Consider the following 25,571-nt stretch of genomic DNA (forward strand, 5'->3'; position numbering starts at 1 on the left):
AGATGCGCCTTACGAAAACGCCTGAATGCCGGTAATGGCGCGGCCGAGAATGAGTGCGTGGACGTCGTGCGTCCCTTCATAGGTGTTCACGGTCTCGAGGTTCTGCGCGTGGCGCATCACCTGATACTCGCTCGAAATGCCGTTGCCGCCGTGCATGTCGCGGGCGACGCGGGCGATGTCGAGCGCCTTGCCGCAATTGTTGCGCTTCATGATCGAGATCATCTCGGGCGCCATCTTGCCCTCGTCCATCAGGCGGCCGACGCGCAACGAACCTTGCAGGCCGAGCACGATTTCGGTCTCCATATCGGCGAGCTTTTTCTGCACAAGCTGGGTCGCGGCCAGCGGCCGGCCGAACTGCTTGCGGTCGAGCGTGTACTGCCGGGCGCGCTGGAAACAATCTTCCGCAGCCCCCATGACGCCCCATGAAATGCCGTAGCGGGCGCGGTTGAGACAGCCGAACGGACCGGCCAGACCGGACACGTTGGGCAGCAGCGCGCTCTCGGGCACCACGACGCCATCCATCACGATTTCACCGGTGATCGAGGCGCGCAGCGAGAGCTTGCCGCCGATCTTCGGCGCGCTCAGGCCCTTCATGCCCTTCTCGAGAATGAAACCGCGCACCTTGTTGTCGTGCGCGGCGGACTTCGCCCACACCACGAACACGTCGGCGATCGGCGCGTTGGAAATCCACATCTTGCTGCCGGTCAGGCGATAGCCGTCAGCGACCTTCTCCGCGCGGGTTTTCATGCCCTCGGGATCGGAACCGGCATCCGGTTCCGTCAGACCGAAACAGCCAACCCATTCGCCGGTGGCGAGCTTGGGCAGGTACTTCTTGCGCTGGGTCTCGTCGCCATAAGCGTAGATCGGATACATCACCAGCGACGACTGCACGCTGTTCATGGAGCGATAGCCGGAATCGACGCGCTCGATCTCGCGCGCGATCAGGCCATAGGCAACATAGCTCGCGTTGGCGCAGCCATATTCCTCAGGCAGCGTCACGCCGATCAATCCGAGTTCGCCCATCTCACGGAAAATCTCGCGGTCGGTTTTCTCTTCGAGATAAGCCTGCGTCACGCGCGGCTGCAGCTTGTCCTGGGCATAGGCGCGCGCCGTGTCGCGGATCATGCGCTCGTCTTCGGTCAACTGATCGTCGAGCAGGAACGGATCGTCCCACTGGAACGTCACCTTGGCGGGCTTGTCCTTGGTCTGCGGGCGGGCGCTCATGACAAAATCCTTTCAGCTCAAGTCCGCTGTTGTGAAATCACGATAAATCGTCGGCGTCAGGTTGCAAGCGCAAAACCAGTTCCCGCTTGCGTGAAGCCTAGCCGTCAAACGGCTCGTTGGCGACAATTTCGATGCCAAATCCGGAGAGGCCTTTGTAATCGTGCGCCGACGAAGTGAGATGCCGGATCGACGTGACGCCGAGATCACGCAGGATCTGCGCGCCGACGCCGACTTCGCGCCATTGCCGATGACGGTCGGCCTCCGCCGAATGATCTTCAGCAATCGGCGCAACAGGCACACCTGCAGCGCCGTCGCGCAGATAAACCAGAACGCCGCTGCCGTTCTTCTTGAAGTGATCGAGCGCGGCAAGGACGCGGCCCGACCCGAAGAAAATATCCTTCACGATGTTGGGCTTGTGAAAGCGGGTCAGGACGTTCTGGCCGTTGCCGACGCCCTTGTAGACGAACGCGACGTGATAGATCGGATCGAACGGCGACCGATAGGCGTAGCCGTCGAGCTGCCCGATCGGGCTGTCGACGGTGAAGGTCGATACACGTTCGATCAGTTTCTCACGCGCCTGCCGGTACGAAATCATGTCGGCGATGGTGACGTGCTTGAGATTATGCTGGGCCGCAAATTTCACGACCTGCTCGCCCTTCATGACCGTGCCGTCATCATTCATCAGTTCGCTGATGACGCCGACCGGCGGCAGGTCGCACAGCTTGCAAAGATCGACCGCAGCTTCGGTGTGGCCCGAGCGCAGCAGGACGCCGCCGTCGCGGGCGATCAACGGAAAGATATGGCCGGGCCGCGCGAAGTCGCTGGCCCCCGCGTTCGGATTGGCCAGCGCCCGGCAGCACAACATGCGCTCCTCGGCGGAAATGCCGGTGGTCATGCCGGGCTTGTAGTCGATCGACACGGTGAAGGCGGTGGTGTGGTTGGAATCGTTGTGCGCGACCATCGGATCGAGCCGCAAGCGCCGGGCATTGTCGCTCGTGATCGGCGCGCAGACGATTCCCGAGGTATGTCGAATAATGAATGCCATCTTCTCCGCTGAGCAAAGCGTGGCGGCGACAATCAGATCGCCCTCGCCCTCACGGTCATCGTCATCGGTGACGACGACGATCTCGCCGGCAGCAAAGGCTTTCAGAACTTCAGGAATGGGATGGGCCATGACGCTTACATACTCTCCGTCATCGTACACTCAATGGGACGCTGATCGTATGGCTCAGGGCGGGTTTGGGCGCAACTGCCCTGTCCACATGGCCGATATCCGCCGCCCATTATCGGCCCGGCGGCAGCTTGTTTCAAACGTTCTCCAGGCGAAATGAGCCTCGGGTGGCTGCCTTAAGGCAGGACTTCCCTGCGTTCGCTGAGCAGTTGATCCATCTCGGCGCGCTTGTCTTCGATCAGGCCGTTGTCGACCGCCTCGATGACCTTATACAGCTCCTCCGCGTCGGTGATACGGGTCACCGTCACGTAGTTTGCTCCCGCGGCGTAGAGGTCCTGGACATCCCGCAGCATATCCGCCGTCGAAATGATCTTCGCGTCCGGATTCATCGAGCGCACGTGACGAACGAGCTTTTCGTTGTTCGCACCCTTCAGCAGCGAATCCGGCACGCTCAGGATGATAATCTCCGCGTTGCCGACGCCGGCATGCATCAGCGTATCGATGTTGCTGATATCGCCGTAGATGACATGAATGCCGCGCGAGGTGAGCGTGCGGAATACATTAGGATTGAAGTCCACCACGCTGATCTGGTCGAGCAGGGATTTGTTCTGCCGCTCGATCTCGCTCAGCAACGCGCTTGCCGCCCGGAAAAACCCGAGAATAACGATGCGCCGGGCCGCGCCGTGACCGCCCTCGTGATCGGCGTCCGCGGTCTGGGTCTGGTCGAGATCGCGAAAGCCGATCCGCTTCAGAGGGCCGATGGCCCATCGGGTGATCTGGTCGCTGCGGGCGATCGCAAACGTACTGAGCACCGCAAGGATCACGAAGGCGAACGACGCCGCGCTCGATGTCTCCGGCGTGATATGACCCGCGATGATGCCGGTCTGGATGACGACCAGCGAGAATTCGCTGATCTGCGCGAGATTGATCGCCGGCAGCAAACTGGCGCGAAGACCCTGCTTCATGAAATAGAGCGGCAGGAACGTGGTCAACACCCGGCTGACGACAGTGAAAGCCGCGATGACGAGCGCCAGCGAGATGGTCGCCGAATTCGGGATGGGTATCGTCATCCCGACCGCGACGAAGAACAGCGTGATGAAGAAATCCCGCAGCGTCGTGACCTTCGCGGTCACATCCAGCGCGTAGGGGAAGGTCGAGAGCGAGACGCCCGCGACCAGCGACCCCATCTCGCGCGACAGGTGAAGCCGCTCCGCCACTTCGCCGATCAGGAAGCACCACGCCAGCGCTCCGAGCATGACGAGTTCCGGGCTTCGCGCGATCTGGTGAAAAATCTTCGGCAGCACGAAACGACTGAGCACCATTGCGGTGACAACCAGCAACCCGACACGGCCGATCGACAGCAGGACCACGCTGATCTGGAGATCCGCGAGGCTGGGCTGAACCGCGAGAAACAGGATCGCAAAGATGTCCTGAAGCACCAGCACGCCGAGCGTGATGCGTCCCGGCAGCGTGTCGAGTTCGCGCTTCTCGTAGAGCACCTTGACGATGATGACCGTGCTCGACAGCGCGCAGGCGACGGTCAGGTAAAGCGCGTCGAACTTGTTCCCGCCCATCGACAGACCGATGGCGACAAAAAAGACGATGCCGAGCAGGCAGGCGCCGATCAACTGCCCGCCGGCTGCGAACAGGATCACGCGCCCAGCGCGGATAATCTTCTTGAGGTCGATTTCCAGCCCGATCATGAACAGCATGAAAATCAGGCCCAGCTCGGAAATCGTCTTGATCGATTCCTCCGATTTGACCCACTGCATGCCGTAGGGGCCGATGAAAAATCCGGCAATCAGATAGGCAAGGATCAGCGGCTGCCGGAAAAAATGCGCGGCAAGGCCGAGTACCCAGGCAAACAGGATTGAAAACGTAATGTCGCGAATAAGCTCGTGCATGCCCTCGACCGGTTCGGCAGCATCAAAAATGATTTGAATCAGGCCTGTGTATAAGGACCAAAGAATGCTGCGAAAGCAACATCCATGGCATGCTTTACGTCACCGAAACGCCTTCACCGAACCGCGATCTGTCGTCGGAAGCGACCACCAAATGGTACCGGGGCACGACAGCGCCCTCCGGCGCGAAATGAGATGCCAGCAACCCGCCGGCGACGCGCCCCCATCGGATGGTGTCCTCGAAGTAACATCGTCCGAAAACCGGCCGATCCAAACGGATGGTCGGCTTGAATAACAGATCGGCCTGTATAGGTTCGATTCGGCGGGCCTTCAGAGCTTCACAGGTTGATCATGACTTCGAAATTGAGCTTCATTTTAACAACGGTATTTTTGCTTGGAGGCCAGACTTTCGCTGACAAGGCCTTCGCGAATGATGGATCGGTGTTCGGCACATGGCTCACGGAAAAAGGTGACGCCAGGATTCAAGTGAGCCAGTGCGGACGGGCGATTTGCGGAAAAGTCGTTTGGCTGCGTGAGGCGATCGACCCGGCAACCGGAAGACCCCAGACCGACGACAAAAATCCGAATGCGTCGCTTGCCGCACGTCCAATGGTCGGCGTGCAGCTTTTCATCGGGATGAACCCCAGCGGCCCGGGCACATGGACGGGGCGGATTTATAACGGCGACGACGGCAAGGTGTACGACAGCAAAGTGTCTCTGCTGGGACCCCAAACGCTGCGCGTCGAAGGGTGCGTCGGCGCACTTTGCGGCGGTGAAAACTGGACCAGGGTCGGCGGCCGCTGAGCCTCCCGTCAGGCTGTCGCGGCGGCAAGCGGACGCGAACCGCCGCCGGCGGCGCCGAACTCGGAATAATATGATTTTTCAGTGGGTTATGGTCGGAGTAGCAGGATTTGAACCTGCGACCCCCTGCTCCCGAAGCAGGTGCGCTACCGGGCTGCGCTATACTCCGACTTGGGCGCCGGTATAGCGGCGGCTCTCGCGGACCGCAAGAAGCTGTATAAGAGACTCCATTCAGCAAATGCGCCCGCAGGATATGCACCACGCGATGAAACTCGACCTGAATACGGCCATTGTCCCTGCCGCCGGCGCGGCGGACGCCGCCGCGCGATGTCTGGAGGACGGCGGGCTGGTCGCGTTTCCGACCGAGACAGTTTACGGGCTCGGCGCGGACGCCACCAACGCCCGCGCCGTCGCCCGGCTTTACGAAGCGAAAGGCCGGCCGTCGTTCAATCCCCTCATCGCCCATGTTAGCGATCTGCAGGCCGCACAACGTATCGCGCGTTTTGACAACAGAAGTCTTCGGCTGGCGGAAACTTTCTGGCCGGGACCGCTGACGCTGGTGCTGCCCAAGGCATCCGGCTGCCCGGTGTCCGATCTGGCCACCGCCGGACTTGAGACGCTCGCCGTGCGCGTGCCGGCGCATCCGGCGGCGCGCGAGATCCTGCGCGCGTTCGGCAAACCTGTGGTCGCACCCTCGGCCAATATTTCGGGGCATGTCTCGCCAACCACGGCTGCACATGTTTTTGGCGATCTTGCCGGACGTATCGATCTGATCGTGGATGGCGGGCCGGTCTCGGTCGGCGTCGAATCCACCATCGTCGGCTGCTTCGAGACCCCGATGCTGCTGCGCCCCGGCGGGCTTCCCCGCGACGACATCGAGCGCGTGCTCGGCGAAAAACTCGCACGAATGCCGGAAGAAGATGGAACGGACGCGAGCCATCCTCTGGCGCCCGGCATGATGGCCTCGCATTACGCACCGCGAACGCCGGTTCGGCTCGACGCGCGTCGATTGGAAGCCGGCGAATCCCTGCTGGCCTTCGGGCCTCACATGATCCCGGGTGCCGAACGCGCCAGCGTCGTGAATTTGTCGAAAGCCGGCGATCTGGTGGAGGCTGCGGCCAATCTTTTCGGTTATCTTCGCGAGCTTGACGCTGCCGGCTCCCGCGCCATCGCCGTGATGACGGTTCCAAATGAGGGGCTGGGCGAAGCCATCAACGACCGCCTGCGCCGGGCAGCCGTGCCGCGAAACTGATCACACGCTGGAATTACAACAAGAAACAGAGCACATGAACATCGTTCAGCCGCCGCCGTCTTCCGTTCTGACACCCGAATTGCTGGCGCGCTTCGCCGCCATCGTCGGTGACAAGTACGCGGTCACCGACCCGCATGAGGCCGCTCCCTATCTCACCGAGGAGCGCGGGCTGTTTCAAGGGCATTCGCCGCTCGTGCTACGGCCGGGCTCGACTGCGGAAGTGGCCGCGATCTGCAAGCTCGCCACTGAAACGAAAACCGCGCTGGTCCCGCAAGGCGGCAATACCGGGCTGGTCGGCGGGCAAACGCCGCACAACGGCGAGATCGTGATTTCCACGCGGCGACTCGACAAGATTCGTGCGGTCGATACGCAATCCAACGCGATGACCGTCGAGGCCGGCGTGATCCTCGCCAAGGCCCAGCAGTGCGCATCCGATGCCGACCGGCTGTTTCCGCTGTCGCTCGGCGCAGAAGGAAGCTGCACCATCGGCGGCAATCTTTCCACCAACGCCGGCGGCATCGCGGCGCTGGCTTACGGCGTCGCGCGCGATCTGGTGCTCGGGCTTGAAGTCGTGCTCGCGGATGGCCGCATCATGCACGGCCTGTCGAGCCTGAAAAAGGACAACACCGGCTACGACCTGCGCGATCTGTTCATCGGCGCCGAAGGCACGCTCGGCATTATTACCGCAGCGACGCTGAAGATGTTTCCGAAACCGCGATCCGTCGAGACCGCGTTCGCAGCCATCGCCTCGCCCGCCGATGCGCTGACGCTGCTGGATCTGTCGCGGAGCATCGCCGCCGGAAGCCTCACGAGTTTCGAATTGATCCCGCAGATCGCCATCGACTTCGTGGTGCAACACGGCCCGTCGATCCGCGCGCCGATGGCGGATCGCCATCCGTGGTATGTGCTGATGGAGGTTTCATCATCGCGCGACGATGCGCGCGACACCATCGAGGCGATCCTGACCAGGGGCATGGAACAAGGCATCGTCCACGACGCAGTGATCGCGGCCAATCTCGATCAACGTAACGGGTTCTGGAAATTGCGCGAGGTGATTTCGCCGGCGCAGAAGCCCGAAGGCGGGTCCATCAAGCACGACATTTCGGTTCCGGTCGCCGCCGTTCCGGATTTTCTGACCGAAGCCGACGCCGCCGTGACCAAACTTATTCCCGGCGCGCGCCCCTTTGCGTTCGGCCATCTCGGCGACGGCAACATTCACTACAATGTCAGTCAACCGGTCGGCGCCGACACCGCAGCCTATCTGGCGCGCTGGCATGATGTGAACGATGTCGTTCATGCCGTGGTGCGACGGCACGGTGGATCGATCTCCGCCGAACACGGCATCGGCGTTCTGAAGCGCGATGAGCTGCCGCATGTGAAGGACCCGGTCGCGTTCGACATCATGCGGTCGATCAAGCATCTGCTCGATCCGCTCAACATCATGAATCCGGGCAAGGTGCTGTGACCGCAACACCGGCTCCAAAAAGCAATCTGGCCGTCGCGGCCGCAGAAGACGCCGACATCCCGGCGATCGTCGCGCTGTGGGAGCGTTGCGAACTGACGCGTCCGTGGAACGAGCCGCTGGCGGACATTGCAAGAGCGCGGGGTAAGGCCAATTCAGAGGTCCTTGTCGGTCGCGACGGAAACACCATCGTTGCAACGGTCATGGTCGGGCACGACGGGCATCGCGGATATGTCTATTACGTCGCGGTCGATCCCGATCATCGCAAGGCAGGGCATGGCCGTGTGATCATTGCGGCTTCCGAGGACTGGCTGCGCGAACGCGACATCGAGAAGCTTCAACTCCTGGTGCGGCCCGGCAACACCGAGGCCCAGGCGTTTTATGAAACGCTCGATTACGAAGAGCAGGAGCGCGTCATTTATGCCAAGTGGCTCGATGGCCGCCCAATGACGCCGTGAGATACAAAAATCCTCCGCACTAAAACAAACTGCCCTGCCCGTCGTCCGGCTTCGCGGGCGGAGTCTTCGGTCGCAAGACCTTTGCTACTTGCCTCTCGTCGTCGCGCTGTTTTTTCTCGAGCAAGGCCTCGGCTTCCGCGTCTTCCGCGCTGAACGGCAGCAGCAGTTCCGCGCTGTCATTGGCGACGCGATTGACCGCCGTCGAAATCTCATGCCAGACGAACGTTCCCGGCGGCGGCGCGATCATCATGTCCATCGCGCTCTCCGCATCGGTGAGATTGCCGTCGAGCCAGCGATCGAAATCTCGCGGATCGATCGTCACCGGAACGCGATCGTGCAGCAGAGCCATTTCCGGGGCCGCCGCGGCGGTGACGATGGCGACCGTATCGACCTCCTCGCCGTTCGGCCCCGTCCAGGTTTCCGCGACACCCGCAAAACCCATCGGCGCACCGTCGCGCCGGCGAATATAGTGCGGACGTTTGCGCCCCGGCCACGCTTGCCACTCGTAGTATCCATCCGCCGGCAGCACGCAGCGCCGCCGCCTGATGGCATTCCGGAATGACGGCTTTTCAAGCACGGTTTCGGAACGCGCGTTGATGACCAGCGCGAATTTGCCGGGATCTTTCACCCATGACGGTAGGAAACCCCAGCGCATCAGTTTGAACTGGCGAATGCCGTTTTCGAGGATCACCACCGGCACGGGCTGGGTCGGCGCAACGTTATGCCGGGGCGGAAAATTCGGCTGCTCGTTATAGTCGAACAGCCGGCGCAGCGCTTCGGGGGACGAGGTAATGACGTATCGACCGCACATGAAAAGACTCAAAAAGAGCTCAAAAAATAACGTTCGGCGGCAGAAAGTGACACATAAACGGGACTTCTTCAGCCACCTTTAACCCCCAATGCCCAAACATCGGCGGTAATGTCGCATTCAGCCCTCCAAGCCGAGTCCCCTGACGACGAGATCGGCCCGGACGATGCCGCTCTGGCGGCGGACATGCGCGCGCGCCGTCTGCTCGAGGCCAACATCAATCCCCGCACCGGCCTTGCCACCGATTACCTGAATCATTTCAACGAAGCGATCATGCTGCTTGAAATGATCCCCGACATCCCCGAATGCGCCGACGACTTCCTGGAGTGGCATCCGCTGAGCTATCGCGAGCATTTCGCGGCGTCCAATTTCAAGGCCCGCGAGCTTGCCATCAGCGCCTATGATTCGAGCGATCCGGCCGTCCGCACCGAATTCGACAATATCACCGCGACGATGACCTCGATCCTGACCACTGTCGGAACGGCCATGCGTCAGGCCCGGCACACTGAAACCCGCACCATCCTCGCCGAACAGGCGGCCGGCTGGGTCAAGCCGCTGGTGACGCTGGCGGGCTCCATGATCAATGGCGGCAGCAGCGACGACGACGTCGACCGCATCATGAGCCAGTGACATGACCGCGACTCCGCACACCGGCCCGCAACTGGCCGTCAGCGCCGGCATCTTCCGTGACGGCAAGATCCTGCTGGTCCGCCGCGCCCGCGAGCCTTCGAAGGGCATCTACACCTTTCCCGGCGGCCGGGTGGAATTCGGCGAAAGCCTGACCGAAGCGCTGGCCCGCGAGATCCGGGAGGAAACCGGCCTCACGATCGAAATCGTCGGCCTGATCGGCTACCGCGAGGCGCTGCCGGCGAAAACCGGCGGCCACGGCCATTTCGTCATCCTGCCGTTTGCCGCCCGCTGGGCCGCGGGGGACGTCGTGCTCAACGACGAACTCGATGACGCCCGCTGGCTGACCCCCGGCGATCTGGGCGGCCTTCCTATTACCCACGGGCTGCAGGACACCATCCGGTCGGCCCGCGCCCTGCTCGGATTATAACAGCAACCAGCGCCTGCCTTGCTTCCGGCCCGTTGAACGGGCATATGGCGGCCTTCATGCTGAAGCATATTTTCGCGGTTTTTCTGGTGGTCGCAGTGGCTGGTTCCGGCTCGGTCCGGGCCCAGGATGCGGCTGCGCCGTTCGACGGCGACCTGCAACGGCTGGCCGAAATCCTCGGCACGCTGCATTACCTGCGGGGAATCTGCGGCACCAATGAGGGCCAGAAATGGCGCGGCGAAATGCAGGCCCTCGTCGACGCCGAAACCCCGAGCGGCGACCGCCGCAGCCGGATGATCGCGAGCTTCAACCGCGGCTATAACGGGTTCCAGCAGACCTACCGCACCTGCACGCCCGCCGCGAATGTCGCCATCCGCCGCTACCTCGAAGAAGGCTCGAAAATCTCGCGAGACCTGACGGCGCGCTACGCCAACTGAATTATCCACCGAATTTCTTGGGACGGTTTTCCGCGCTCCGAAGCGAATGCCGGAAATAACAGGTTAAGTTGAAATCCCGGCGTTAACCTTTCCTAAAGAACCGTCTCGCGGCCCTTGCCCTGCATGCTATTGCTCTGTGCAGTTCCAACCGCGCAGGCCCAACCTGCTCGCGTTCACAGGTCATTTGATTTCATGTCGCATCCTTCCCATTGGGTTTCCGCTCGCGATCTCCTGCCCGACCAGGATCAGAAGCGCGCCGCTCTCAATTACCTCAACGAGGCATGGGCGGAAGCACGTCACGATGGCGTCGACGGCGATTGCCTGGCGCAGGCCAGCCTGTTCGCCGCGTTCGCGGAACTCGTGAGCACCTACGGCGAAGACGCCGTGGCGAAGTTCGTCGAAGGCCTCGCCGGCCGCATCCGCAGCGGCGAATTCTCGGTGGTGGAATTCCGGCAGTAAGCGACTCATCCCGCGCAATCTCTCTCCACGTCGTCCCCGCGAAGGCGGGGACCCATACTCCCTGAGTCATCGATCGTCGCGATAGCGGGCCAACTCTTTCCTTCGTCATCACCACGTTTGGTGCTTATGGGTCCCCGCCTTCGCGGGGACGACATCGTGGGTGTGGCGAACGTCTCGCACCACCTCGCATTCTCGATTCTGTTTTCAAACAGCCACGTCCATTCACGCACGCGCATTTGCTCTCGCGCCATGCGCGAGGTGAGCTTTTGGTTTCGCCCCCTCAAAACAACGAGGGGCATGGAGCGCCGTAAAGCGCACCTTTGTCTTGTTTCGCTCCCGGCATCGCTTGCGAGACGATGAACTCCGGAAGCGCATCGCCTCACGGCGCTCCACTGCAGCGATTTTGGGCGAGAGGACCGTACTTCCGGGACAGGACGGACGCGGTGCGTCTTTATCCGGCGGGATTTCCCCGCCTTCATCCTGTCCGCGTCCAGCCGCGAACGGCAGAGCCACGTAGTTGGCCCGGACGGTGACCCCGCAGACAAGCTTGCGCCGTCTGCGTTTATCGCGCCTCCCGAGCGTGTGTTTGCGAAACACACGTGCAGGCGCCGCATCCTGCTCCGCTTCAAAGCGCCCTCGAGAAGCGCCCCTCACGAACAGGACGTGCTGAACATAAGAGAGGTCCGGAGCGCGGGGATGTGTATCCCCATCACGAAATGTTTCGGGCACATTCAGAGTCTCTCCACGTCGTCCCCGCGAAAGCGGGGACCCATACTCCCTGAGTTCTCGATTGAGGGAGATGCTGGAGCGGTCGTCTTGCCATCACCACGGTGCTCGGTGGTTATGGGTCCCCGCTTTCGCGGGGACGACATCGAGTGTGTGGCACTGTCATTCCGGGTCTGCGCCAAGAGCGCATCCCGGAATGACGGAGAATGGAAATCCGTACCTATAGCGGCCCGGCCACCTACGCCTTCAGCGTCTCCAGAAACCGCACCGTCTCACCGGTCGATGGCGTCGTGAGTTCACCCTGCCACATCACGCGCTTGCCGCGCACGAAGGTGCCGACCGGCCAGCCCTTGACCTTCACGCCGTCATACGGCGTCCAGCCCGCGCGCGACGCGACCCACTCGTTGGTGATGGTTTCCTCACGCTTCATGTCGACGACGGTGAAGTCGGCGTCGTAGCCCGCCGCGATCCTGCCCTTGCGGGCAATGTTGAACAGCCGCGCCGGACCGGCGCTGCTGAGATCGACAAAGCGCGCCAGCGACAGTTTCCCCGCGTTCACATGATCCAGCATGATCGGCACCAGCGTCTGCACGCCGGTCATGCCGGACGGCGATGCGGGATAGATCTTGTCTTTTTCTTCCAGCGTATGTGGCGCGTGATCCGAGCCCAGCACGTCGATGATGCCCTGCTCGATGCCGCGCCAGATACCGTCGCGGTGGGCGGCGTCGCGCACCGGCGGATTCATCTGCGCGCGGGTGCCGAGACGCTCATAGGCCTCGGGACCTGCAAGCGTGAGATGATGCGGCGTCGCTTCGCACGAGGCGACGTCCTTGTGGTCGCGCAGATATTCAATTTCCTGCCGGGTCGAGATGTGCAGCACGTGGATGCGCTTGCCGGTTTCGCGCGCGATGTTCACCAGCCGCTGGGTCGCGATCAGCGCCGCGTCCTCGTCGCGCCAGACCGGATGCGAGCGCGGATCGCCTTCGATGCGCAGATGCTTGCGGTCGTTGAGGCGATACTCGTCCTCGGCATGGAACGCGGCGCGGCGGCGGATCACCTTGAAGATGCGCCGCAAGCTGTCGTCGTCCTCCACCAGCAGCGAGCCGGTGGATGAGCCGATGAACACCTTCACCCCCGCGCAGCCCGGCGCGCGTTCGAGATCGGGCAGATGATTGACGTTGTCGCGGGTGCCGCCGATGAAGAAGGCGTAGTCGCAATGCATCCGGTGGTGCCCGGCCTTCACCTTCGCCGTGAAGGTTTCTTCCGTCACCGTTAAGGGATTCGTGTTCGGCATCTCGAACACGGCGGTGACGCCGCCCATCACCGCGCTGCGCGATCCGGTTTCCAGATCTTCCTTGTGCGTGAGACCCGGTTCGCGGAAATGCACCTGCGTATCGATCACGCCCGGCAGGATATGCAGCCCCTTGCAGTCGATGACCTCGCCGGCGCCGGCGCCGGCGAGCGAACCGATTTCCGCGATCCGGCCACTGGTAATGCCGATGTCCCGCACGCCCTCGCCATCCTGATTGACGACGGTGCCGGATTTTAGAATCACATCAAATGTCTGGGCCAATGCTCGAAACTCGTCTGGTGTTGGGACTGAATGCAGGCCGCGCAGGCCTTGTTGTCTGCACCTTAGCGCCTTACGTTGCGGTGTAACAATCGCGGGATTCATTTCCCCAAGAACTTCGAGAAATTCTGAGAAAACCTCATGAAAGCAGCGTTTCTGCCGGATCGCGGCATCGTCAAGGTCAGCGGCGAGGATGCCCGCAAATTCCTCGACGGGCTCGTGACCACGAATGTCGATCTGGTCAAACCCGGGCTCGGACGGTTCGGCGCGCTGCTGACGCCCCAGGGCAAGATCATCGCTGACTTTCTGGTGACCGAAGCGCCCGAGGCCCACGGCGGCGGCTTCGTGTTCGACGTGCCCCTGGCGCTGGCGCAAGCCTTCGCCACGAAACTCGGGTTCTACAAACTGCGCGCGAAAGTCACCGTCGAAAACCTGTCGTCGCAACTCGGCGTGCTGGCGGTGTGGGACGGCACGCCAGCGGTCAAGCCGGACCTCGCGTTTGAGGATCCCCGCGATTCGCAACTCGGCTGGCGCATTGTCGTGCCGGACGATCTCGTGGAGGAAACGGCGACCGCCATCGGCGCGGAGGTGAGCGACAGCGACGCTTATGAAGCGCATCGCATCGCCTGCGGCGTCCCGCGCGGCGGCATCGATTTCATCTATGGCGACGCCTTCCCGCACGAAACCAACATGGACCGGCTGCACGGCGTCGATTTCGACAAGGGCTGCTATGTCGGCCAGGAAGTCGTCTCACGCATGCAGCATCGCGGCACCGCGCGGACGCGAACCGTGCGCGTCCGTCTGGACGGGCCGGTTCCCGAAATCGGTCTCCCCGTGACCGCCGGCGACAAGTCCGTCGGCACCATGGGCTCGTCGGCCAACGGCCTTGGCCTCGCGCTGCTGCGGACCGACCGCGTCTCCGACGCGCTCGACGCCGGATTGCCACTGACCGCAGGCGGCCTTCCCGTCAGCATCGTGGCGCTCGACGACATCAAGCAGGCGCCCAAGAAAGCGTCCGCATGAAAAGCGCGCGGCTGCACGACGACGGATTGATCCGCTGCCCGTGGCCGGGCGAAGACCCGCTTTACATGGCCTATCACGACACCGAATGGGGCGTGCCGGAATACGACGACCGCGCGCTGTTCGAGAAGCTGATCCTCGACGGCTTTCAGGCGGGCCTGTCGTGGATCACGATTTTGCGCAAGCGCGACAATTTCCGAAAGGCGTTCGACGATTTCGAGCCTTTGAAAATCGCGCGCTACAGCGACAAGAAAGTCGCCGCGCTGATGGCCGACGCCGGCATCGTGCGCAACCGCGCCAAGATCGAGGGCACGATCAACAGCGCGAAGTCCTATCTGAAGATCATGGAAGACGGTCCGGGATTCTCAAAGTTCCTGTGGGATTTCGTCGACGGCAAGCCGAAGGTCAACCAGTTCAAGACGACCGCCTCGGTGCCTGCGTCGACGCCCGTCTCCATCAAGATGTCGAAGGCGTTGCTCGGGCACGGCTTCAAGTTCGTGGGACCCACGATCGTCTATGCGTTCATGCAGGCCACCGGCATGGTCAACGACCATCTCGTCTCGTGCCATTGCCATGAGACATGCAGCAAGTTGAAGAAGCCGAAGCGCAAGACAAGATGACCGCGAAGAAGTTCTCCCCGTCAAAGGTTGGACGCGCCTGGCAACGCATGCTGTCGGGCCGCCGCCTTGACCTGCTCGATCCCTCGCCGCTCGACATCGAGGTCGAGGACATCGCACATGGCCTGGCCCGTGTCGCGCGCTGGAACGGACAGACCCACGGCGCGCATATTTTTTCCGTCGCGCAGCACACGCTGCTGGTCGAGGCGGTGCTGCGCGCGCAGACCCCGCGTGTCGATCATCGCGTGCGGCTCGCGGCGATGCTGCACGACGCGCCGGAATACGTCATCGGCGACATGATCTCGCCGTTCAAGGCCGTGATCGGCGGCTCCTACAAGATCGTCGAGAAACGCCTCTTGTCCGCAATCCATATCCGCTTCGGGCTGCCGGCGGTCCTGCCTGCCGAGATCGAAGCGCAGATCAAGGCTGCGGACATGGGCGCGGCCTATCTCGAAGCGACCCACCTTGCGGGTTTCGGGGAGGCCGAAGCGAAGCGGCTGTTCGGCCGGGATCCGAAGCTGCCGGCCGCCACCGAGAAGGACTACGTGACGCCGTGGTCCGCCGGACGGGCCGAAAAGCAGTTTCTCGCGCGGTTCAAGGCGCTTTTGTCATAATCATCCACGGCATGTTTGCCGTGCAGCATGACGAGCGAAGTCAGCAAGCATATACTCGTGCGGAACATAAGGGACCGCCATGATTCATGTCTGCTCGCTTGCCGCCCTGCCCGCTACTGTCGAGGCTCTCGGCGCAAGCCACATCCTCACGGTGATGGCTAACGTCAATCAGGTCGTGCGTCCGGCCTCGGTTCTCGAAGCCAACCATCTGCGGATTTCGATGGACGACATCAACGAGCCTGCGGACGGGTTCACAGCACCGTCGCATGTACATGTCGAGCAGGCGCTGAACTTTATCCGCAAATGGGATCGCGCCGCGCCCATGGTGATCCACTGCTACGCCGGAATCAGCCGCTCCACCGCGAGCGCATTCATGGCGGCCTGCGCGCTCAATCCGCACCGCGACGAATCCTCCATCGCGCGGCAGATCCGCGCCGCATCGCCGACCGCGTATCCCAATCGCCTGATCGTGACGCTGGCCGATCAGGTGCTGGGCCGTGACGGGCGAATGGTCCGCGCGCTGGACGACATGGGTCCGGGCAACATGAGCATCGAGGGCCGTCCGTTCCGCGTGGAGATCGAATGAGATTGCTTCGTCGCTGCGCTCCTCGCGATGACGAGGCTCATGCGCGATGACCGATAAAGCCCTGACACCGATCGAGATCGGACTGACGGCGGCCATCGTCTCCATCGACGGCAACGAACCCTCGATCCTGACGGCGTCCGGCGGCGATGACGACAAACTCGCGGGCCTGCCGTTCGGCCCGTTCGATGCGGTCGCCCACCGCACGCTGGAGATCGGCCTGCGCGCATGGGTCGAGGAGCAGACCGGCCTGCGGCTCGGTTATGTCGAACAGCTCTACACATTCGGCGACCGCGGCCGCCATGCGCAGCGCGGCGACACCGACGCGCATGTCGCCTCGGTCGGCTATCTCGCGCTGACCCGCGCGGCCGACAACACATCGAAACCGCAGGTCGCAGGCGCGACGTTCGAGCCCTGGTATCGCTATTTCCCGTGGGAGGACTGGCGCGAGGCGCGACCGGCCATCATCGAAAAACAGATCTTGCCCGCGCTCGAGGCCTGGGCGGCGCAATCCGAAAAACCGGATGCCGCGCGCGCGCTGGCCCGCGGTGACCGCGTCCGGCTTTATTTCGGCACCCAGGGTGCGCAGTGGGACGAGGAGCGCGTGCTCGACCGTTACGAACTGCTCTATGAGGCCGGGCTGATCGAGGAATCGCGGCGCGACGGCCGTCCGGCAGCGCTGGCGCGCAAGCCGCAGCCCCCCCTCGGCACGCCGATGCGTTTCGACCACCGGCGCATTCTCGCCACCGCCATTGCGCGGTTGCGCGCCAAACTGAAATATCGTCCCGTGGTGTTTGAACTTCTGCCGCCGGAGTTCACACTAACTGAATTGCAGCGGACCGTTGAGGCCATCTCGGGGCGTCATTTGCACAAACAGAATTTTCGCCGTCTGGTGGAAAATGGCGCGCTGGTCGAACCGACCGGCGAGATGTCCACCCAGACCGGCGGACGGCCGGCTGCGCTGTTTCGCTTCCGCCGTGAAGTCTTGCAGGAACGGCCTGCACCGGGATTGCGTGTGCGCGGCCGGCGTTAGGGTGTTGTGACAGTTATTTCGCGCGATCCGATCCGCCGCCGATGCGGCAATGGATCGCGCAAGGAGGATTTATGGAATTCATTTCACTCGTTCTTGCCATTGTCGCAATTGCCATAGCGCGCAAGGCATCCATGCGCCTGAAAGAAATTCAGGCGCGGCTGACGCTGCTTGAAACCTCGCTCGCAAGCGGTGTGCGTCCCGCAACCTTGCCAACAGATGCGCCCCTCGCACCGCCGATTGTCCCCGAGACGACCGTGGATTCCGAACGGCCCGCGCCGGTGCCGCCGCCGCTTCCCGTCGATAGGCCGCGATATGAAGAGATTGCCGCCGCCACGCCGGATGTTTCGGCTTCCGCTGCCGCACAGCAGGGGCCCGGCCTTGAAGAAAGACTTGGCACCCGCTGGGTGGTATGGATCGGCGGATTGACGCTGGCGCTCGGCGGTCTGTTTCTCGTCAAATACTCCATCGAGGCGGGCCTGCTCGGCCCCGGCACGCGCATATTGCTCGGCGGCCTGTTCGCGCTGGCGCTGCTCGCCACCGGCGAATATGCGCGCCGCAAGGAAAGTCTCTTGCCGATTGCGGCGCTGCCAAAGGCCAACATTCCCGCAATCCTCACCGCCGCCGGCACCGCGGTGGCGTTCGCGACCGTCTATTCGGCATACGCGCTTTACGGCTTTCTCTCGCCTCCGGTCGCGTTCGTGCTGCTCGGCGCGGTTGCGCTCGGCACGCTCGCCGCCGCGCTGCTGCATGGACCCTCGCTCGCCGGCCTCGGCGTGGTCGGCGCATTCGTCACGCCGGTGCTGGTGTCGTCGGACAAGCCGGATTACTGGGCGCTCTACATCTATATCGCCATCGTCACCGCAGCCGCGTTCGGTCTGGCGCGGATTCGCCTGTGGCGCTGGCTGGCCGTCACCACGATCGCGTTCGGCGCGTTCTGGATGCTGTTTGACATTTTCCGTCCCAATACGTTCGGCCCTCAAGCATTCGATATCATCGCAAGCTTCGCACTTGCCGCGTTGCTGGTGGTCGCCGGATTCATGTTCGGTCCGCCGGCTGAACAGGGCCGTGTCGAGCCGGTGTCTACGATTTCGCTGGGCGTGTTCCTGTTCGGCGCAACGGCGCTGGTTCTCATCAACAACCATTCCGACCCCGCCATGATCGTGTTCACGTTGCTGGTCGCGGCCACCTTCGCCATCGCATGGCGCGCGGAAAGCGCGACCGGCACAATTGCCGCCGCAGCATTGCTGGTGTTCGCGGTGTTCGCGGAATGGGCGATCCGCGCCAATCCCGATCTCGCGGTCGCGCCCGGCGGTCCAATGCCCGGCATCGGCCCGCGCGCGGACGACGGTTCGATCACCATGCATCTGGTCACGGCGGCAGGTTTCAGCGCCGCATTCGGCGCGGCGGGTTTCCTGGCGCAGGGCCGTTCCATCGGCGCGATCATTCCCGTGATCTGGGCCGCGGCGGGTGTGTTCACGCCGCTGGCGCTGCTGATCGCGCTCTATGCCCGCATCGCGCATCTCGACCGTTCGATCCCGTTCGCGATCATCGCCATTGCGCTCGCCGCCGCATTCGCTTGGGCGACCGAGCTTCTGACCAAGCGCGATCCGCGGCCGGGACAGGCCATCGCGACTGCCCTGTTCGCCACGGGCACGCTGGCTGCGCTGGCGCTGGCGTTTACGTTCGCGCTGGAAAAGGGCTGGCTCACCATCGCGCTCGCCTTGATGTCGCTCGGCACTGCCTGGATTTCGATGAAGCGGCCGATCCCGTTCCTGCGATCGCTCGCCGCGATCCTTGCCGGCATCGTTGTGCTGCGGATCGGTTACGAACCGCGCATCGCCGGCAACGACGTCGGCACCACGCCGATCTTCAACTGGCTGCTGCTCGGCTACGGCATTCCGGCGGCGTCATTCTGGCTCGGCAGCATCTTCCTGCGCAGGCGCGGCGACGACGCGCCGCTGCGCAGCGTCGAAGCCGCGGCGATCCTGTTCACGGTGCTGCTCGCCTTCACGGAAATCCGCCACTACGTCAACAACGGCGACATCTACAGTAAATCGTCGAGCCTGATCGAGATCGGCCTGCAGGTCTGCGTCGCGCTTGCGATGGCCATCGGGCTTGAACGGCTTCGGATACGGACGGGCAGCGTCATCCACAACATCGGCGCGCTGCTGCTGACGTGCTTCGCAGGTCTCGCGGTTGTCCTTGGATTGTTCGGCATCGCCAACCCGCTGATGCGGAGCATCGAGATCACCGGACCGTTCATCAACCAGTTGATCCTCGGCTATGCGATCCCGGCCGTGCTCGCGCTGCTGTTGTCCTATGCGGTGGCGGGACGCCGCGCGGCGGCCTATGCCAACACCATCGCGGCGGGTGCGCTGATCCTTGCGCTGGCCTGGATCACGCTGGAAATCCGCAGGCTCTATCACGGCCCGTTCCTGAACAGCTTCCGCACCTTCGACGCCGAGCAATACACCTACTCGGTGGCGTGGCTGGTGTTCGGCGTGGTCCTGCTCGGGATCGGATTGCTGCTGCCGTCGCAGCGCGCACGGCTTGCCTCGGCGGTGATGATCGCCGTCACCATCCTCAAGGTGTTCCTGATCGACATGTCGAATCTGACCGGCGCCTACCGGGCGTTCTCGTTCATCGGTCTGGGATTGGTGTTGGTCGCAATCGGATGGCTGTATCAGCGCATCCTGTTCAAGCAGACGAAAGCGCCGCCGGCTCAAGGCAGCCCGGCGGCGTGATCGATATTCCAAAGTGGCGATAGATTACTCGCTGGCGGAGCGGCGCAACTCAAGCGGCGCTTCGCTTTGAACCGAAGCCGGACGCACCTCGGCACGCGACGCAGCGGCGTCGGCGGATCGGGTCACACCCGGCGCGCGAAGCGAACGCGGCTTCGAGATCGAACGCGCAAGGAAGACGCGCGCATTGCCGTGACGGCGGAAATCGCAATAGGCGAAGCCCATGCCGGACACCGAGCCGCGGAAGCTGACATTGTCGGTCTTGTTCAGGTTGAAGCACGGCTCGAACGGGATGCCCTTGATCGAGGCGCAAATCTGCTGGCCGCGTACCTGAAGCGTGTTGGACGGCAGCCGCATATGGCGAGGCTGGCCGGCGCCGCTGAACTGAACCGCACCCGCCGCGGCACCGTCGTCCGTGATCTTGCCGACGCCCTTGGTGCCGTCGAAGCAATTGAAGGAGAACATCTTGTTGGAAACGAACTTGCGCGCTTCGTCGGCATTCAGGTTTTCCGCCAGTGCCGGAACTGCGACTGAGCCGGCAAGAAGGGCTCCAAAAACGATGCGCACGAGCATGTTGCGACTCCAACTGACTGAACTTGCGGGTCTGGAAAACCGGCTCGGCTCCCGGCCGGGCGGTTTAGGCCTTAACCCGCTGATTACCATACCAACCATGGCAACATTGGCGCACCATGGTTTGTAAAGTCTGAACGTCCTCAGGAAATTCTCACCACCGTCCGGCCGCGCAACTGGCCGGCGAGAATCCTGGGGCCGGCGTCGATCACCTCGGCAAGACCGATTTCCGTAGTTATTTCAGCAAGTTTCCCATGGTCTAGATCTGTTGCGAGCCGGGCCCAGGCCGCCTTGCGCGGCCCGATCGGGCACATCACGGAATCGATGCCCAAAAGGCACACCCCGCGCAAAATGAAAGGCGCAACCGATGACGGCAGATCCATACCGGCGGCAAGCCCGCATGCGGCAATCGCACCGCCGTACTTCGTCATCGACAGCAGGTTGGCCAGCGTGATGGAGCCGACGCTGTCGATGCCGCCCGCCCAGCGTTCCTTGCCGAGCGGTTTACCCGGTGCGGACAACTCGTTCCGGTCGATGATCTCGGCGGCGCCCAGACCGCGCAGATAATCCGCCTCGGCGGCGCGGCCGGTCGAGGCGATGACATGGAAACCGAGCTTGGAGAGCAGCGCGACGGCAACCGAGCCGACGCCGCCCGCCGCGCCGGTGACCACCACCGGGCCGTCTTTCGGCGTGACGCCATGCTTCTCCAGCGCCAGCACCGACAGCATCGCTGTGAAGCCCGCGGTGCCGATCGCCATCGCCTGACGCGCGGTCATGCCGTCCGGCAGACGCACCAGCCAGTCACCCTTCACGCGCGCTTTTTCGGCATAAGCGCCGAGATGCGTTTCGCCGAGGCCCCAGCCGGTGGAAATCACCTTGTCACCGGCCTTCCAGCCCGCATGCGACGACTCCAGCACCGTGCCCGCGAAATCGATACCGGCGATCATCGGGAAACGGCGCACCACCGGCGATTTCCCGGTGAGGGCGAGCCCGTCCTTGTAGTTCACCGTGGACCACTCGACCGCGACGGTGACGTCGCCGTCCATCAGTTCAGCCTCGTCAAACTGCGTCAGCGCCGCCGTGGTGCCCTTTTCCGCCTTCTCGATCCTGATCGCCTTGAAAGTCGCCAAAGCCGTTCTCCGTGATGTCCGTATGCCGCGAGTCCGGCCCTGATTGGCTGGTCTGGTCCAATTTGCCAAGCGCATTTCCGCCATGCGGAAAATTCCGACGTCCCGTCTGGCAGAGACGCCAGCGACCTGTTATATTTGTTTTGCTCGATATGAGAATAAGCAAGAAAGGAATGCGGCTCGCCTGAGCCGTCACCTCGAAAACGGAAACAGAGTTTGGACGCCGGCCCAAAAGGCCGGATTTCTCGAAGCCCAAATATGCTCAACTTGAGTATATTTGACGACCAAGGAGGCTGCGATGCCGATTTCAGGAATTTACGGTCCCGACGATTTCGGGAATCCGGTTCACCGCCCCCCGGCGGGCGCCGTCCGCGCCCGCATCACCGATGCGGAACGTGCGCGCGCACTGCCGATGCCGTCGCTGGAATGGACGCCCGACGTGGAGCGCGCCACCGCGCATCTCTACGCCAAGGTGAAGAACGTCATTCCGGAAATCGAGTGGCCGTTCATGGCGCCTTACGTCAAGGCGATCAACGATCTCAAGGCGCAGCGCGATGCCGTGATCCTCGCGCACAACTACCAGACGCCGGAAATCTTTCACTGCGTCGCCGACATCGGCGGCGACTCGCTGCAGCTCGCGCGCGAGGCCACCAAGGTCAGGCAGAAGGTCATCGTCCAGTGCGGCGTGCACTTCATGGCCGAAACCTCGAAGATCCTGAACCCGGACAAGACCGTGCTGATCCCGGATTCACGCGCCGGCTGTTCGCTGGCCTCAAGCATCACCGGCGCGGATGTACGGCTGCTGCGCGAACGCTTCCCCGGCGTGCCGGTGGTCGCCTATGTCAACACATCTGCCGACGTGAAAGCGGAGGTTGATATCTGCTGCACCTCGTCGAACGCCGTGCAGGTGGTGGAAAGCCTGAACGCCGACACCGTGATTTTCCTGCCCGACCAGTATCTGGCGAAATATGTCGCCTCGAAAACCAGCGTGAAGATCATCGCGTGGAAGGGCGCGTGCGAGGTGCACGAGCGCTTCACGGGCGACGAGTTGCGCAGCTACCGCGAAGCCGATCCGGCCGTGCAGATCATCGCGCATCCGGAATGCCCGCCCGACGTGCTCGCGGAGGCGGATTTCACCGGCTCGACCGCGCACATGATCGACTGGGTCCGCAAGCACCAGCCCAAGCGCATCGTCATGGTCACCGAATGCTCGATGGCGGACAACGTGCAGGCCGAACTGCCGAACGTCGAGTTCGTCAAGCCGTGCAACCTGTGCCCGCACATGAAGCGCATCACGCTACCGAAGATTCTCGACAGCCTGATCCACATGCGTGAGGAAGTGACCATCGATCCCGCGATCATCGGCAACGCCCGGCAGTCGGTGGAACGCATGATCAATTTGAAGAATTGACGGCTCTCATGACCACCACCGCATTGATGCATTCTGACTCGGCCACCGACGTCATCATCGTCGGCGGCGGGCTCGCCGGTCTGTTCTGCGCGCTGAAACTCAGTCCCCGCCCCGTCACGGTGATTTCGGCAGCGCCACTCGGCGAAGGCGCGTCCAGCGCATGGGCCCAAGGTGGCATCGCAGCGGCTGTTGCAGACGGCGACAGCGCCGAAGCGCATGCGGCCGACACCATCGCGGTCGGCGGCGGCATCGTCGATGAAGTGGTCGCGCTTGGGCTGGCTCGCGAGGCCGGCGCGCGGATTCACGATCTGCTGCAATATGGCGTGCCGTTCGACCGCGACCTCGAAGGAAAACTGGCGGTGGGGCGCGAAGCCGCGCATTCGGCGCGTCGCATCGTCCACGTTCAGGGCGACAGGGCCGGCAAGGCGATCATCGCCGCGCTGATCGAGGCGGTGCGCAACACGCCCTCGATCCGCGTCATCGAGGGCTTCACCGCGGAAGCGCTGCTGACGGACGGCGGCGCGGTCACCGGATTGCAGTTGCGCAAGGCGGACGATGCGACGGCAAAGCCCGTCATGCTCGCAGCGCGCGCCATCGTGCTGGCGACCGGCGGCATCGGGCATCTCTATGCGGTCACGACGAACCCCGTGGAGGCCAGCGGGCTCGGCCTCGCCATCGCGGCGCGCGCTGGCGCGGTGATCGCCGATCCGGAATTCGTGCAGTTTCATCCCACCGCTCTCGATGTCGGACGCGACCCCGCGCCGCTGGCGACGGAAGCCTTGCGCGGCGAAGGCGCGACACTCGTCAACAGCAAGGGCGAGCGCTTCATGCTGGCGCTCGATCCATTGGGAGAACTTGCGCCGCGCGACATCGTCGCGCGTGGCGTGTTCGCCGAAATCACAGCAGGTCGCGGCGCGTTTCTCGACGCGACGAAAGCAATTGGCGCAAAGTTCCAGACAAAATTTCCGACGGTGTACGCAAGCTGCAAGGCGGCGGGCATCGATCCGGCGACACAGCCGATTCCAATCGCGCCCGCCGCGCATTATCATATGGGCGGCATCGCCGTGGACGAACACGGCCGCACATCGCTGAAGGGACTATGGGCCGGCGGCGAAGTATCCAGCACCGGCGCGCATGGCGCCAATCGCCTCGCCTCGAATTCGCTGCTCGAAGCCGTGGTCTATGCCGCGCGGATCGCGGACGATATCAACGGCGCCACGTTCGCAACACCCGCCGTGCGGATGGCGGAAACAACGCCGCGCAACTGCGCCATGCCGTCGCTGACGGAACGCAATCTCCGCGCGATGATGAGTTCGCATGTCGGCGTGGTCCGCAACGGCGGCCGGCTGATGGAAGCGGTGCAAGCGTTCGCAGCCATCGAGCGCGACACGGGCAATATCGCCTTGCGCAACATGGCGACCACAGCGCTGATCGTCGCGGCGTCCGCATGGTCGCGGCGCGAAAGCCGCGGCGCGCATGATCGATCCGACTACCCGGCGGAAGATCCGGCACAGCGGCATCGCACCATGACGACGCTCGCGGAAGCGCGTAAGATCGCGTCATCGATGACAGGCGATGAGCCTGTTGCAATATTCGCATCGGGAGCCCGCGCATGAGCATCAGCGACGTCCTCAATCCTGCGGTTCTGATGTATCCGAACGCATTCCTGTCGCCGCTTGCGATCGAGGAAGCCGTCACACGCGCGCTCGCGGAAGATCTCGGCCGCGCCGGCGACGTGACGTCGGCGGCAACAATACCCCCGGCGGTTCATGCCCACGCAGTTCTCGTCGCGCGGCAGGCCGGCGTGATCGCAGGGCTGCCGCTGGCCGTGGCCGTGTTTCAGCGGCTGTCGGCTGACATCAACATTCAGGCCCATGTCCACGACGGCAACGCCGTCGCCAGGGGCGTCCATGTGCTGACGATCTCCGGCCCGGCGCGCGCGGTGCTCGCGGGCGAACGGACCGCGCTGAATTTTGTCGGGCGTTTGTCCGGCATCGCCACGCTGACCTCGGATTATATCCGTCACGCCGGTGTGACGAAGATGCGGGTTTGCGACACCCGCAAGACCACGCCGGGACTGCGCGCGCTGGAAAAGTATGCGGTGCGCTGTGGCGGCGGTTTCAATCACCGCTTCGGCCTCGACGACGCGATCCTGATCAAGGACAATCACATCGCGGTGGCCGGCGGCGTGAAAGCCGTGCTGGAGCGCGCCCGCGCCCATGCCGGGCATCTGGTCAAGATCGAGATCGAGGTCGATACGCTCGATCAGTTGCGCGAGGTTCTGGCCACAGGCCTTGCCGATGTGGTGATGCTCGACAACATGGATATCCCGACGCTGCGCGAAGCCGTGAAGATCGCCAATCGCCGCGTGGTGCTGGAAGTGTCCGGCGGCGTGACGCTGGCGTCGATCGGCGAGATCGGGACAACCGGAGTCGATTATGTGTCGGCCGGCGCGCTCACGCATTCCGCGCCGAACTTCGACGTGGCGCTGGATATCGATGCGTAGCAACTGACAATAAGCTATCAGTTGTC

Annotated in this window: 24 protein-coding genes and 1 tRNA gene; 17 read left to right on the plus strand and 8 right to left on the minus strand. The window is 63.2% G+C overall.

The window, feature by feature from the left end:
- Positions 1 to 9 precede the first annotated feature (9 nt).
- The 3 genes from AC07UB_RS19320 to AC07UB_RS19330 all read right to left on the minus strand — a co-directional run bounded on the left by AC07UB_RS19320 (position 10) and on the right by AC07UB_RS19330 (position 4,299).
- Positions 10 to 1,224 carry an acyl-CoA dehydrogenase gene (locus tag AC07UB_RS19320; protein WP_492792172.1) on the minus strand — a complete coding sequence of 405 codons (1,215 nt, stop codon included), beginning with the start codon at positions 1,222 to 1,224 and terminating at the stop codon, positions 10 to 12.
- Positions 1,225 to 1,321: 97 nt separating this feature from the next.
- A complete protein-coding gene (ribB, locus tag AC07UB_RS19325; RefSeq protein WP_492792171.1) occupies positions 1,322 to 2,398 on the minus strand; it encodes a 3,4-dihydroxy-2-butanone-4-phosphate synthase in 1,077 nt (358 codons plus the stop codon).
- Positions 2,399 to 2,571: 173 nt separating this feature from the next.
- A complete protein-coding gene (locus tag AC07UB_RS19330) occupies positions 2,572 to 4,299 on the minus strand; it encodes a cation:proton antiporter (protein ID WP_492792170.1) in 1,728 nt (575 codons plus the stop codon).
- Between the two features lie 348 nt (positions 4,300 to 4,647).
- Between AC07UB_RS19330 and AC07UB_RS19335 the strand changes: the two genes are divergently transcribed.
- Positions 4,648 to 5,100, plus strand: a complete 453-nt coding sequence (locus AC07UB_RS19335; RefSeq protein WP_492792169.1) for a DUF2147 domain-containing protein — start codon at positions 4,648 to 4,650, stop codon at positions 5,098 to 5,100.
- Positions 5,101 to 5,189: 89 nt separating this feature from the next.
- Here the strand turns inward: AC07UB_RS19335 and AC07UB_RS19340 are convergent.
- Positions 5,190 to 5,266: transfer RNA gene (locus tag AC07UB_RS19340), tRNA-Pro, on the minus strand.
- Positions 5,267 to 5,362: 96 nt separating this feature from the next.
- Between AC07UB_RS19340 and AC07UB_RS19345 the strand changes: the two genes are divergently transcribed.
- The 3 genes from AC07UB_RS19345 to AC07UB_RS19355 are packed head-to-tail and all read left to right on the plus strand — an operon-like array spanning position 5,363 to position 8,269.
- A complete protein-coding gene (locus AC07UB_RS19345) occupies positions 5,363 to 6,349 on the plus strand; it encodes an L-threonylcarbamoyladenylate synthase (protein ID WP_492792168.1) in 987 nt (328 codons plus the stop codon).
- Positions 6,350 to 6,383: 34 nt separating this feature from the next.
- A complete protein-coding gene (locus AC07UB_RS19350) occupies positions 6,384 to 7,814 on the plus strand; it encodes an FAD-binding oxidoreductase (RefSeq protein WP_492792167.1) in 1,431 nt (476 codons plus the stop codon).
- Positions 7,811 to 8,269 (plus strand): GNAT family acetyltransferase, encoded by a 459-nt coding sequence (locus tag AC07UB_RS19355; RefSeq protein WP_492792166.1) that lies wholly within the window; start codon positions 7,811 to 7,813, stop codon positions 8,267 to 8,269. The genes AC07UB_RS19350 and AC07UB_RS19355 overlap by 4 nt, the downstream gene beginning before the upstream one ends.
- A gap of 19 nt (positions 8,270 to 8,288) precedes the next feature.
- Here AC07UB_RS19355 and AC07UB_RS19360 read toward each other — a convergent pair whose 3' ends face one another.
- The gene (locus tag AC07UB_RS19360) at positions 8,289 to 9,080 is read right to left on the minus strand and encodes an SOS response-associated peptidase (protein ID WP_492792165.1); all 792 of its coding nucleotides are present in this window, start codon (positions 9,078 to 9,080) and stop codon (positions 8,289 to 8,291) included.
- Positions 9,081 to 9,188: 108 nt separating this feature from the next.
- Between AC07UB_RS19360 and AC07UB_RS19365 the strand changes: the two genes are divergently transcribed.
- From AC07UB_RS19365 to AC07UB_RS19380, 4 genes are all read left to right on the plus strand, one after another.
- Positions 9,189 to 9,707 (plus strand): hypothetical protein, encoded by a 519-nt coding sequence (locus AC07UB_RS19365; RefSeq protein WP_492792164.1) that lies wholly within the window; start codon positions 9,189 to 9,191, stop codon positions 9,705 to 9,707.
- Position 9,708: 1 nt separating this feature from the next.
- A complete protein-coding gene (locus tag AC07UB_RS19370) occupies positions 9,709 to 10,134 on the plus strand; it encodes an NUDIX hydrolase (RefSeq protein WP_492792163.1) in 426 nt (141 codons plus the stop codon).
- A gap of 56 nt (positions 10,135 to 10,190) precedes the next feature.
- A complete protein-coding gene (locus AC07UB_RS19375) occupies positions 10,191 to 10,568 on the plus strand; it encodes a TIGR02301 family protein (RefSeq protein ID WP_492792786.1) in 378 nt (125 codons plus the stop codon).
- A 192-nt stretch (positions 10,569 to 10,760) separates the two neighbouring features.
- Positions 10,761 to 11,027: a hypothetical protein gene (locus AC07UB_RS19380; RefSeq protein ID WP_492792162.1), complete on the plus strand. Its 267-nt coding sequence runs from the start codon at positions 10,761 to 10,763 to the stop codon at positions 11,025 to 11,027.
- 964 nt (positions 11,028 to 11,991) lie between these two features.
- Here AC07UB_RS19380 and AC07UB_RS19385 read toward each other — a convergent pair.
- Entirely contained in the window at positions 11,992 to 13,326 is a 1,335-nt protein-coding gene (locus AC07UB_RS19385) for a dihydroorotase (RefSeq protein WP_492792161.1), read from the minus strand.
- Between the two features lie 138 nt (positions 13,327 to 13,464).
- Here AC07UB_RS19385 and ygfZ point away from each other — a divergent pair, with 138 nt between their 5' ends.
- The 6 genes from ygfZ (at position 13,465) to AC07UB_RS19415 (ending at position 19,934) form a co-directional block, all read left to right on the plus strand.
- A complete protein-coding gene (ygfZ, locus tag AC07UB_RS19390) occupies positions 13,465 to 14,346 on the plus strand; it encodes a CAF17-like 4Fe-4S cluster assembly/insertion protein YgfZ (protein ID WP_492792160.1) in 882 nt (293 codons plus the stop codon).
- Positions 14,343 to 14,963, plus strand: coding sequence for a DNA-3-methyladenine glycosylase I (locus AC07UB_RS19395; protein WP_492792159.1), 621 nt, complete (start codon positions 14,343 to 14,345; stop codon positions 14,961 to 14,963). Before ygfZ ends, AC07UB_RS19395 begins: the two co-directional genes overlap by 4 nt.
- A complete protein-coding gene (locus AC07UB_RS19400) occupies positions 14,960 to 15,574 on the plus strand; it encodes a YfbR-like 5'-deoxynucleotidase (RefSeq protein WP_492792785.1) in 615 nt (204 codons plus the stop codon). Before AC07UB_RS19395 ends, AC07UB_RS19400 begins: the two co-directional genes overlap by 4 nt.
- Positions 15,575 to 15,653: 79 nt before the next feature.
- Positions 15,654 to 16,160 (plus strand): tyrosine phosphatase family protein, encoded by a 507-nt coding sequence (locus tag AC07UB_RS19405; RefSeq protein WP_492792158.1) that lies wholly within the window; start codon positions 15,654 to 15,656, stop codon positions 16,158 to 16,160.
- 46 nt (positions 16,161 to 16,206) lie between these two features.
- Entirely contained in the window at positions 16,207 to 17,190 is a 984-nt protein-coding gene (locus AC07UB_RS19410; protein WP_494653983.1) for an NUDIX hydrolase, read from the plus strand.
- A 71-nt stretch (positions 17,191 to 17,261) separates the two neighbouring features.
- The gene (locus tag AC07UB_RS19415) at positions 17,262 to 19,934 is read left to right on the plus strand and encodes a DUF2339 domain-containing protein (RefSeq protein WP_494653981.1); all 2,673 of its coding nucleotides are present in this window, start codon (positions 17,262 to 17,264) and stop codon (positions 19,932 to 19,934) included.
- A 24-nt stretch (positions 19,935 to 19,958) separates the two neighbouring features.
- On the opposite strand, the gene AC07UB_RS19420 is transcribed toward AC07UB_RS19415, so the two are convergent.
- Complete coding sequence (locus AC07UB_RS19420; RefSeq protein WP_492792155.1) at positions 19,959 to 20,504, minus strand: hypothetical protein; 546 nt, start codon at positions 20,502 to 20,504, stop codon at positions 19,959 to 19,961.
- 140 nt (positions 20,505 to 20,644) lie between these two features.
- The gene (acuI, locus tag AC07UB_RS19425) at positions 20,645 to 21,631 is read right to left on the minus strand and encodes an acrylyl-CoA reductase (NADPH) (protein WP_494653979.1); all 987 of its coding nucleotides are present in this window, start codon (positions 21,629 to 21,631) and stop codon (positions 20,645 to 20,647) included.
- Between the two features lie 295 nt (positions 21,632 to 21,926).
- Between acuI and nadA the strand changes: the two genes are divergently transcribed.
- Genes nadA through nadC form a run of 3 tightly spaced genes read left to right on the plus strand, consistent with a single transcriptional unit; the run spans position 21,927 to position 25,545 of the window.
- Positions 21,927 to 23,039, plus strand: coding sequence for a quinolinate synthase NadA (gene nadA / locus AC07UB_RS19430; RefSeq protein ID WP_492792153.1), 1,113 nt, complete (start codon positions 21,927 to 21,929; stop codon positions 23,037 to 23,039).
- Positions 23,040 to 23,047: 8 nt separating this feature from the next.
- Entirely contained in the window at positions 23,048 to 24,655 is a 1,608-nt protein-coding gene (locus tag AC07UB_RS19435; protein WP_494653977.1) for an L-aspartate oxidase, read from the plus strand.
- On the plus strand, positions 24,652 to 25,545 hold the full coding sequence (gene nadC, locus AC07UB_RS19440) for a carboxylating nicotinate-nucleotide diphosphorylase (protein WP_492792151.1): 894 nt from the start codon (positions 24,652 to 24,654) through the stop codon (positions 25,543 to 25,545). Before AC07UB_RS19435 ends, nadC begins: the two co-directional genes overlap by 4 nt.
- Positions 25,546 to 25,571: the final 26 nt, after the last annotated feature.

This window comes from Afipia sp. GW821-FHT04G03, from assembly GCF_059419985.1.

Coding starts and splice junctions, on each gene's coding strand:
- AC07UB_RS19320 (WP_492792172.1), bottom strand. CDS start 1,224: ATGAGCGCCCGCCCGCAGACCAAGGACAAGCCCGCCAAGGTGACGTTC.
- ribB (WP_492792171.1), bottom strand. CDS start 2,398: ATGGCCCATCCCATTCCTGAAGTTCTGAAAGCCTTTGCTGCCGGCGAG.
- AC07UB_RS19330 (WP_492792170.1), bottom strand. CDS start 4,299: ATGCACGAGCTTATTCGCGACATTACGTTTTCAATCCTGTTTGCCTGG.
- AC07UB_RS19335 (WP_492792169.1), top strand. CDS start 4,648: ATGACTTCGAAATTGAGCTTCATTTTAACAACGGTATTTTTGCTTGGA.
- AC07UB_RS19345 (WP_492792168.1), top strand. CDS start 5,363: ATGAAACTCGACCTGAATACGGCCATTGTCCCTGCCGCCGGCGCGGCG.
- AC07UB_RS19350 (WP_492792167.1), top strand. CDS start 6,384: ATGAACATCGTTCAGCCGCCGCCGTCTTCCGTTCTGACACCCGAATTG.
- AC07UB_RS19360 (WP_492792165.1), bottom strand. CDS start 9,080: ATGTGCGGTCGATACGTCATTACCTCGTCCCCCGAAGCGCTGCGCCGG.
- AC07UB_RS19365 (WP_492792164.1), top strand. CDS start 9,189: ATGTCGCATTCAGCCCTCCAAGCCGAGTCCCCTGACGACGAGATCGGC.
- AC07UB_RS19370 (WP_492792163.1), top strand. CDS start 9,709: ATGACCGCGACTCCGCACACCGGCCCGCAACTGGCCGTCAGCGCCGGC.
- AC07UB_RS19375 (WP_492792786.1), top strand. CDS start 10,191: ATGCTGAAGCATATTTTCGCGGTTTTTCTGGTGGTCGCAGTGGCTGGT.
- AC07UB_RS19380 (WP_492792162.1), top strand. CDS start 10,761: ATGTCGCATCCTTCCCATTGGGTTTCCGCTCGCGATCTCCTGCCCGAC.
- ygfZ (WP_492792160.1), top strand. CDS start 13,465: ATGAAAGCAGCGTTTCTGCCGGATCGCGGCATCGTCAAGGTCAGCGGC.
- AC07UB_RS19395 (WP_492792159.1), top strand. CDS start 14,343: ATGAAAAGCGCGCGGCTGCACGACGACGGATTGATCCGCTGCCCGTGG.
- AC07UB_RS19400 (WP_492792785.1), top strand. CDS start 14,960: ATGACCGCGAAGAAGTTCTCCCCGTCAAAGGTTGGACGCGCCTGGCAA.
- AC07UB_RS19405 (WP_492792158.1), top strand. CDS start 15,654: ATGATTCATGTCTGCTCGCTTGCCGCCCTGCCCGCTACTGTCGAGGCT.
- AC07UB_RS19410 (WP_494653983.1), top strand. CDS start 16,207: ATGACCGATAAAGCCCTGACACCGATCGAGATCGGACTGACGGCGGCC.
- AC07UB_RS19415 (WP_494653981.1), top strand. CDS start 17,262: ATGGAATTCATTTCACTCGTTCTTGCCATTGTCGCAATTGCCATAGCG.
- AC07UB_RS19420 (WP_492792155.1), bottom strand. CDS start 20,504: ATGCTCGTGCGCATCGTTTTTGGAGCCCTTCTTGCCGGCTCAGTCGCA.
- nadA (WP_492792153.1), top strand. CDS start 21,927: ATGCCGATTTCAGGAATTTACGGTCCCGACGATTTCGGGAATCCGGTT.
- AC07UB_RS19435 (WP_494653977.1), top strand. CDS start 23,048: ATGACCACCACCGCATTGATGCATTCTGACTCGGCCACCGACGTCATC.
- nadC (WP_492792151.1), top strand. CDS start 24,652: ATGAGCATCAGCGACGTCCTCAATCCTGCGGTTCTGATGTATCCGAAC.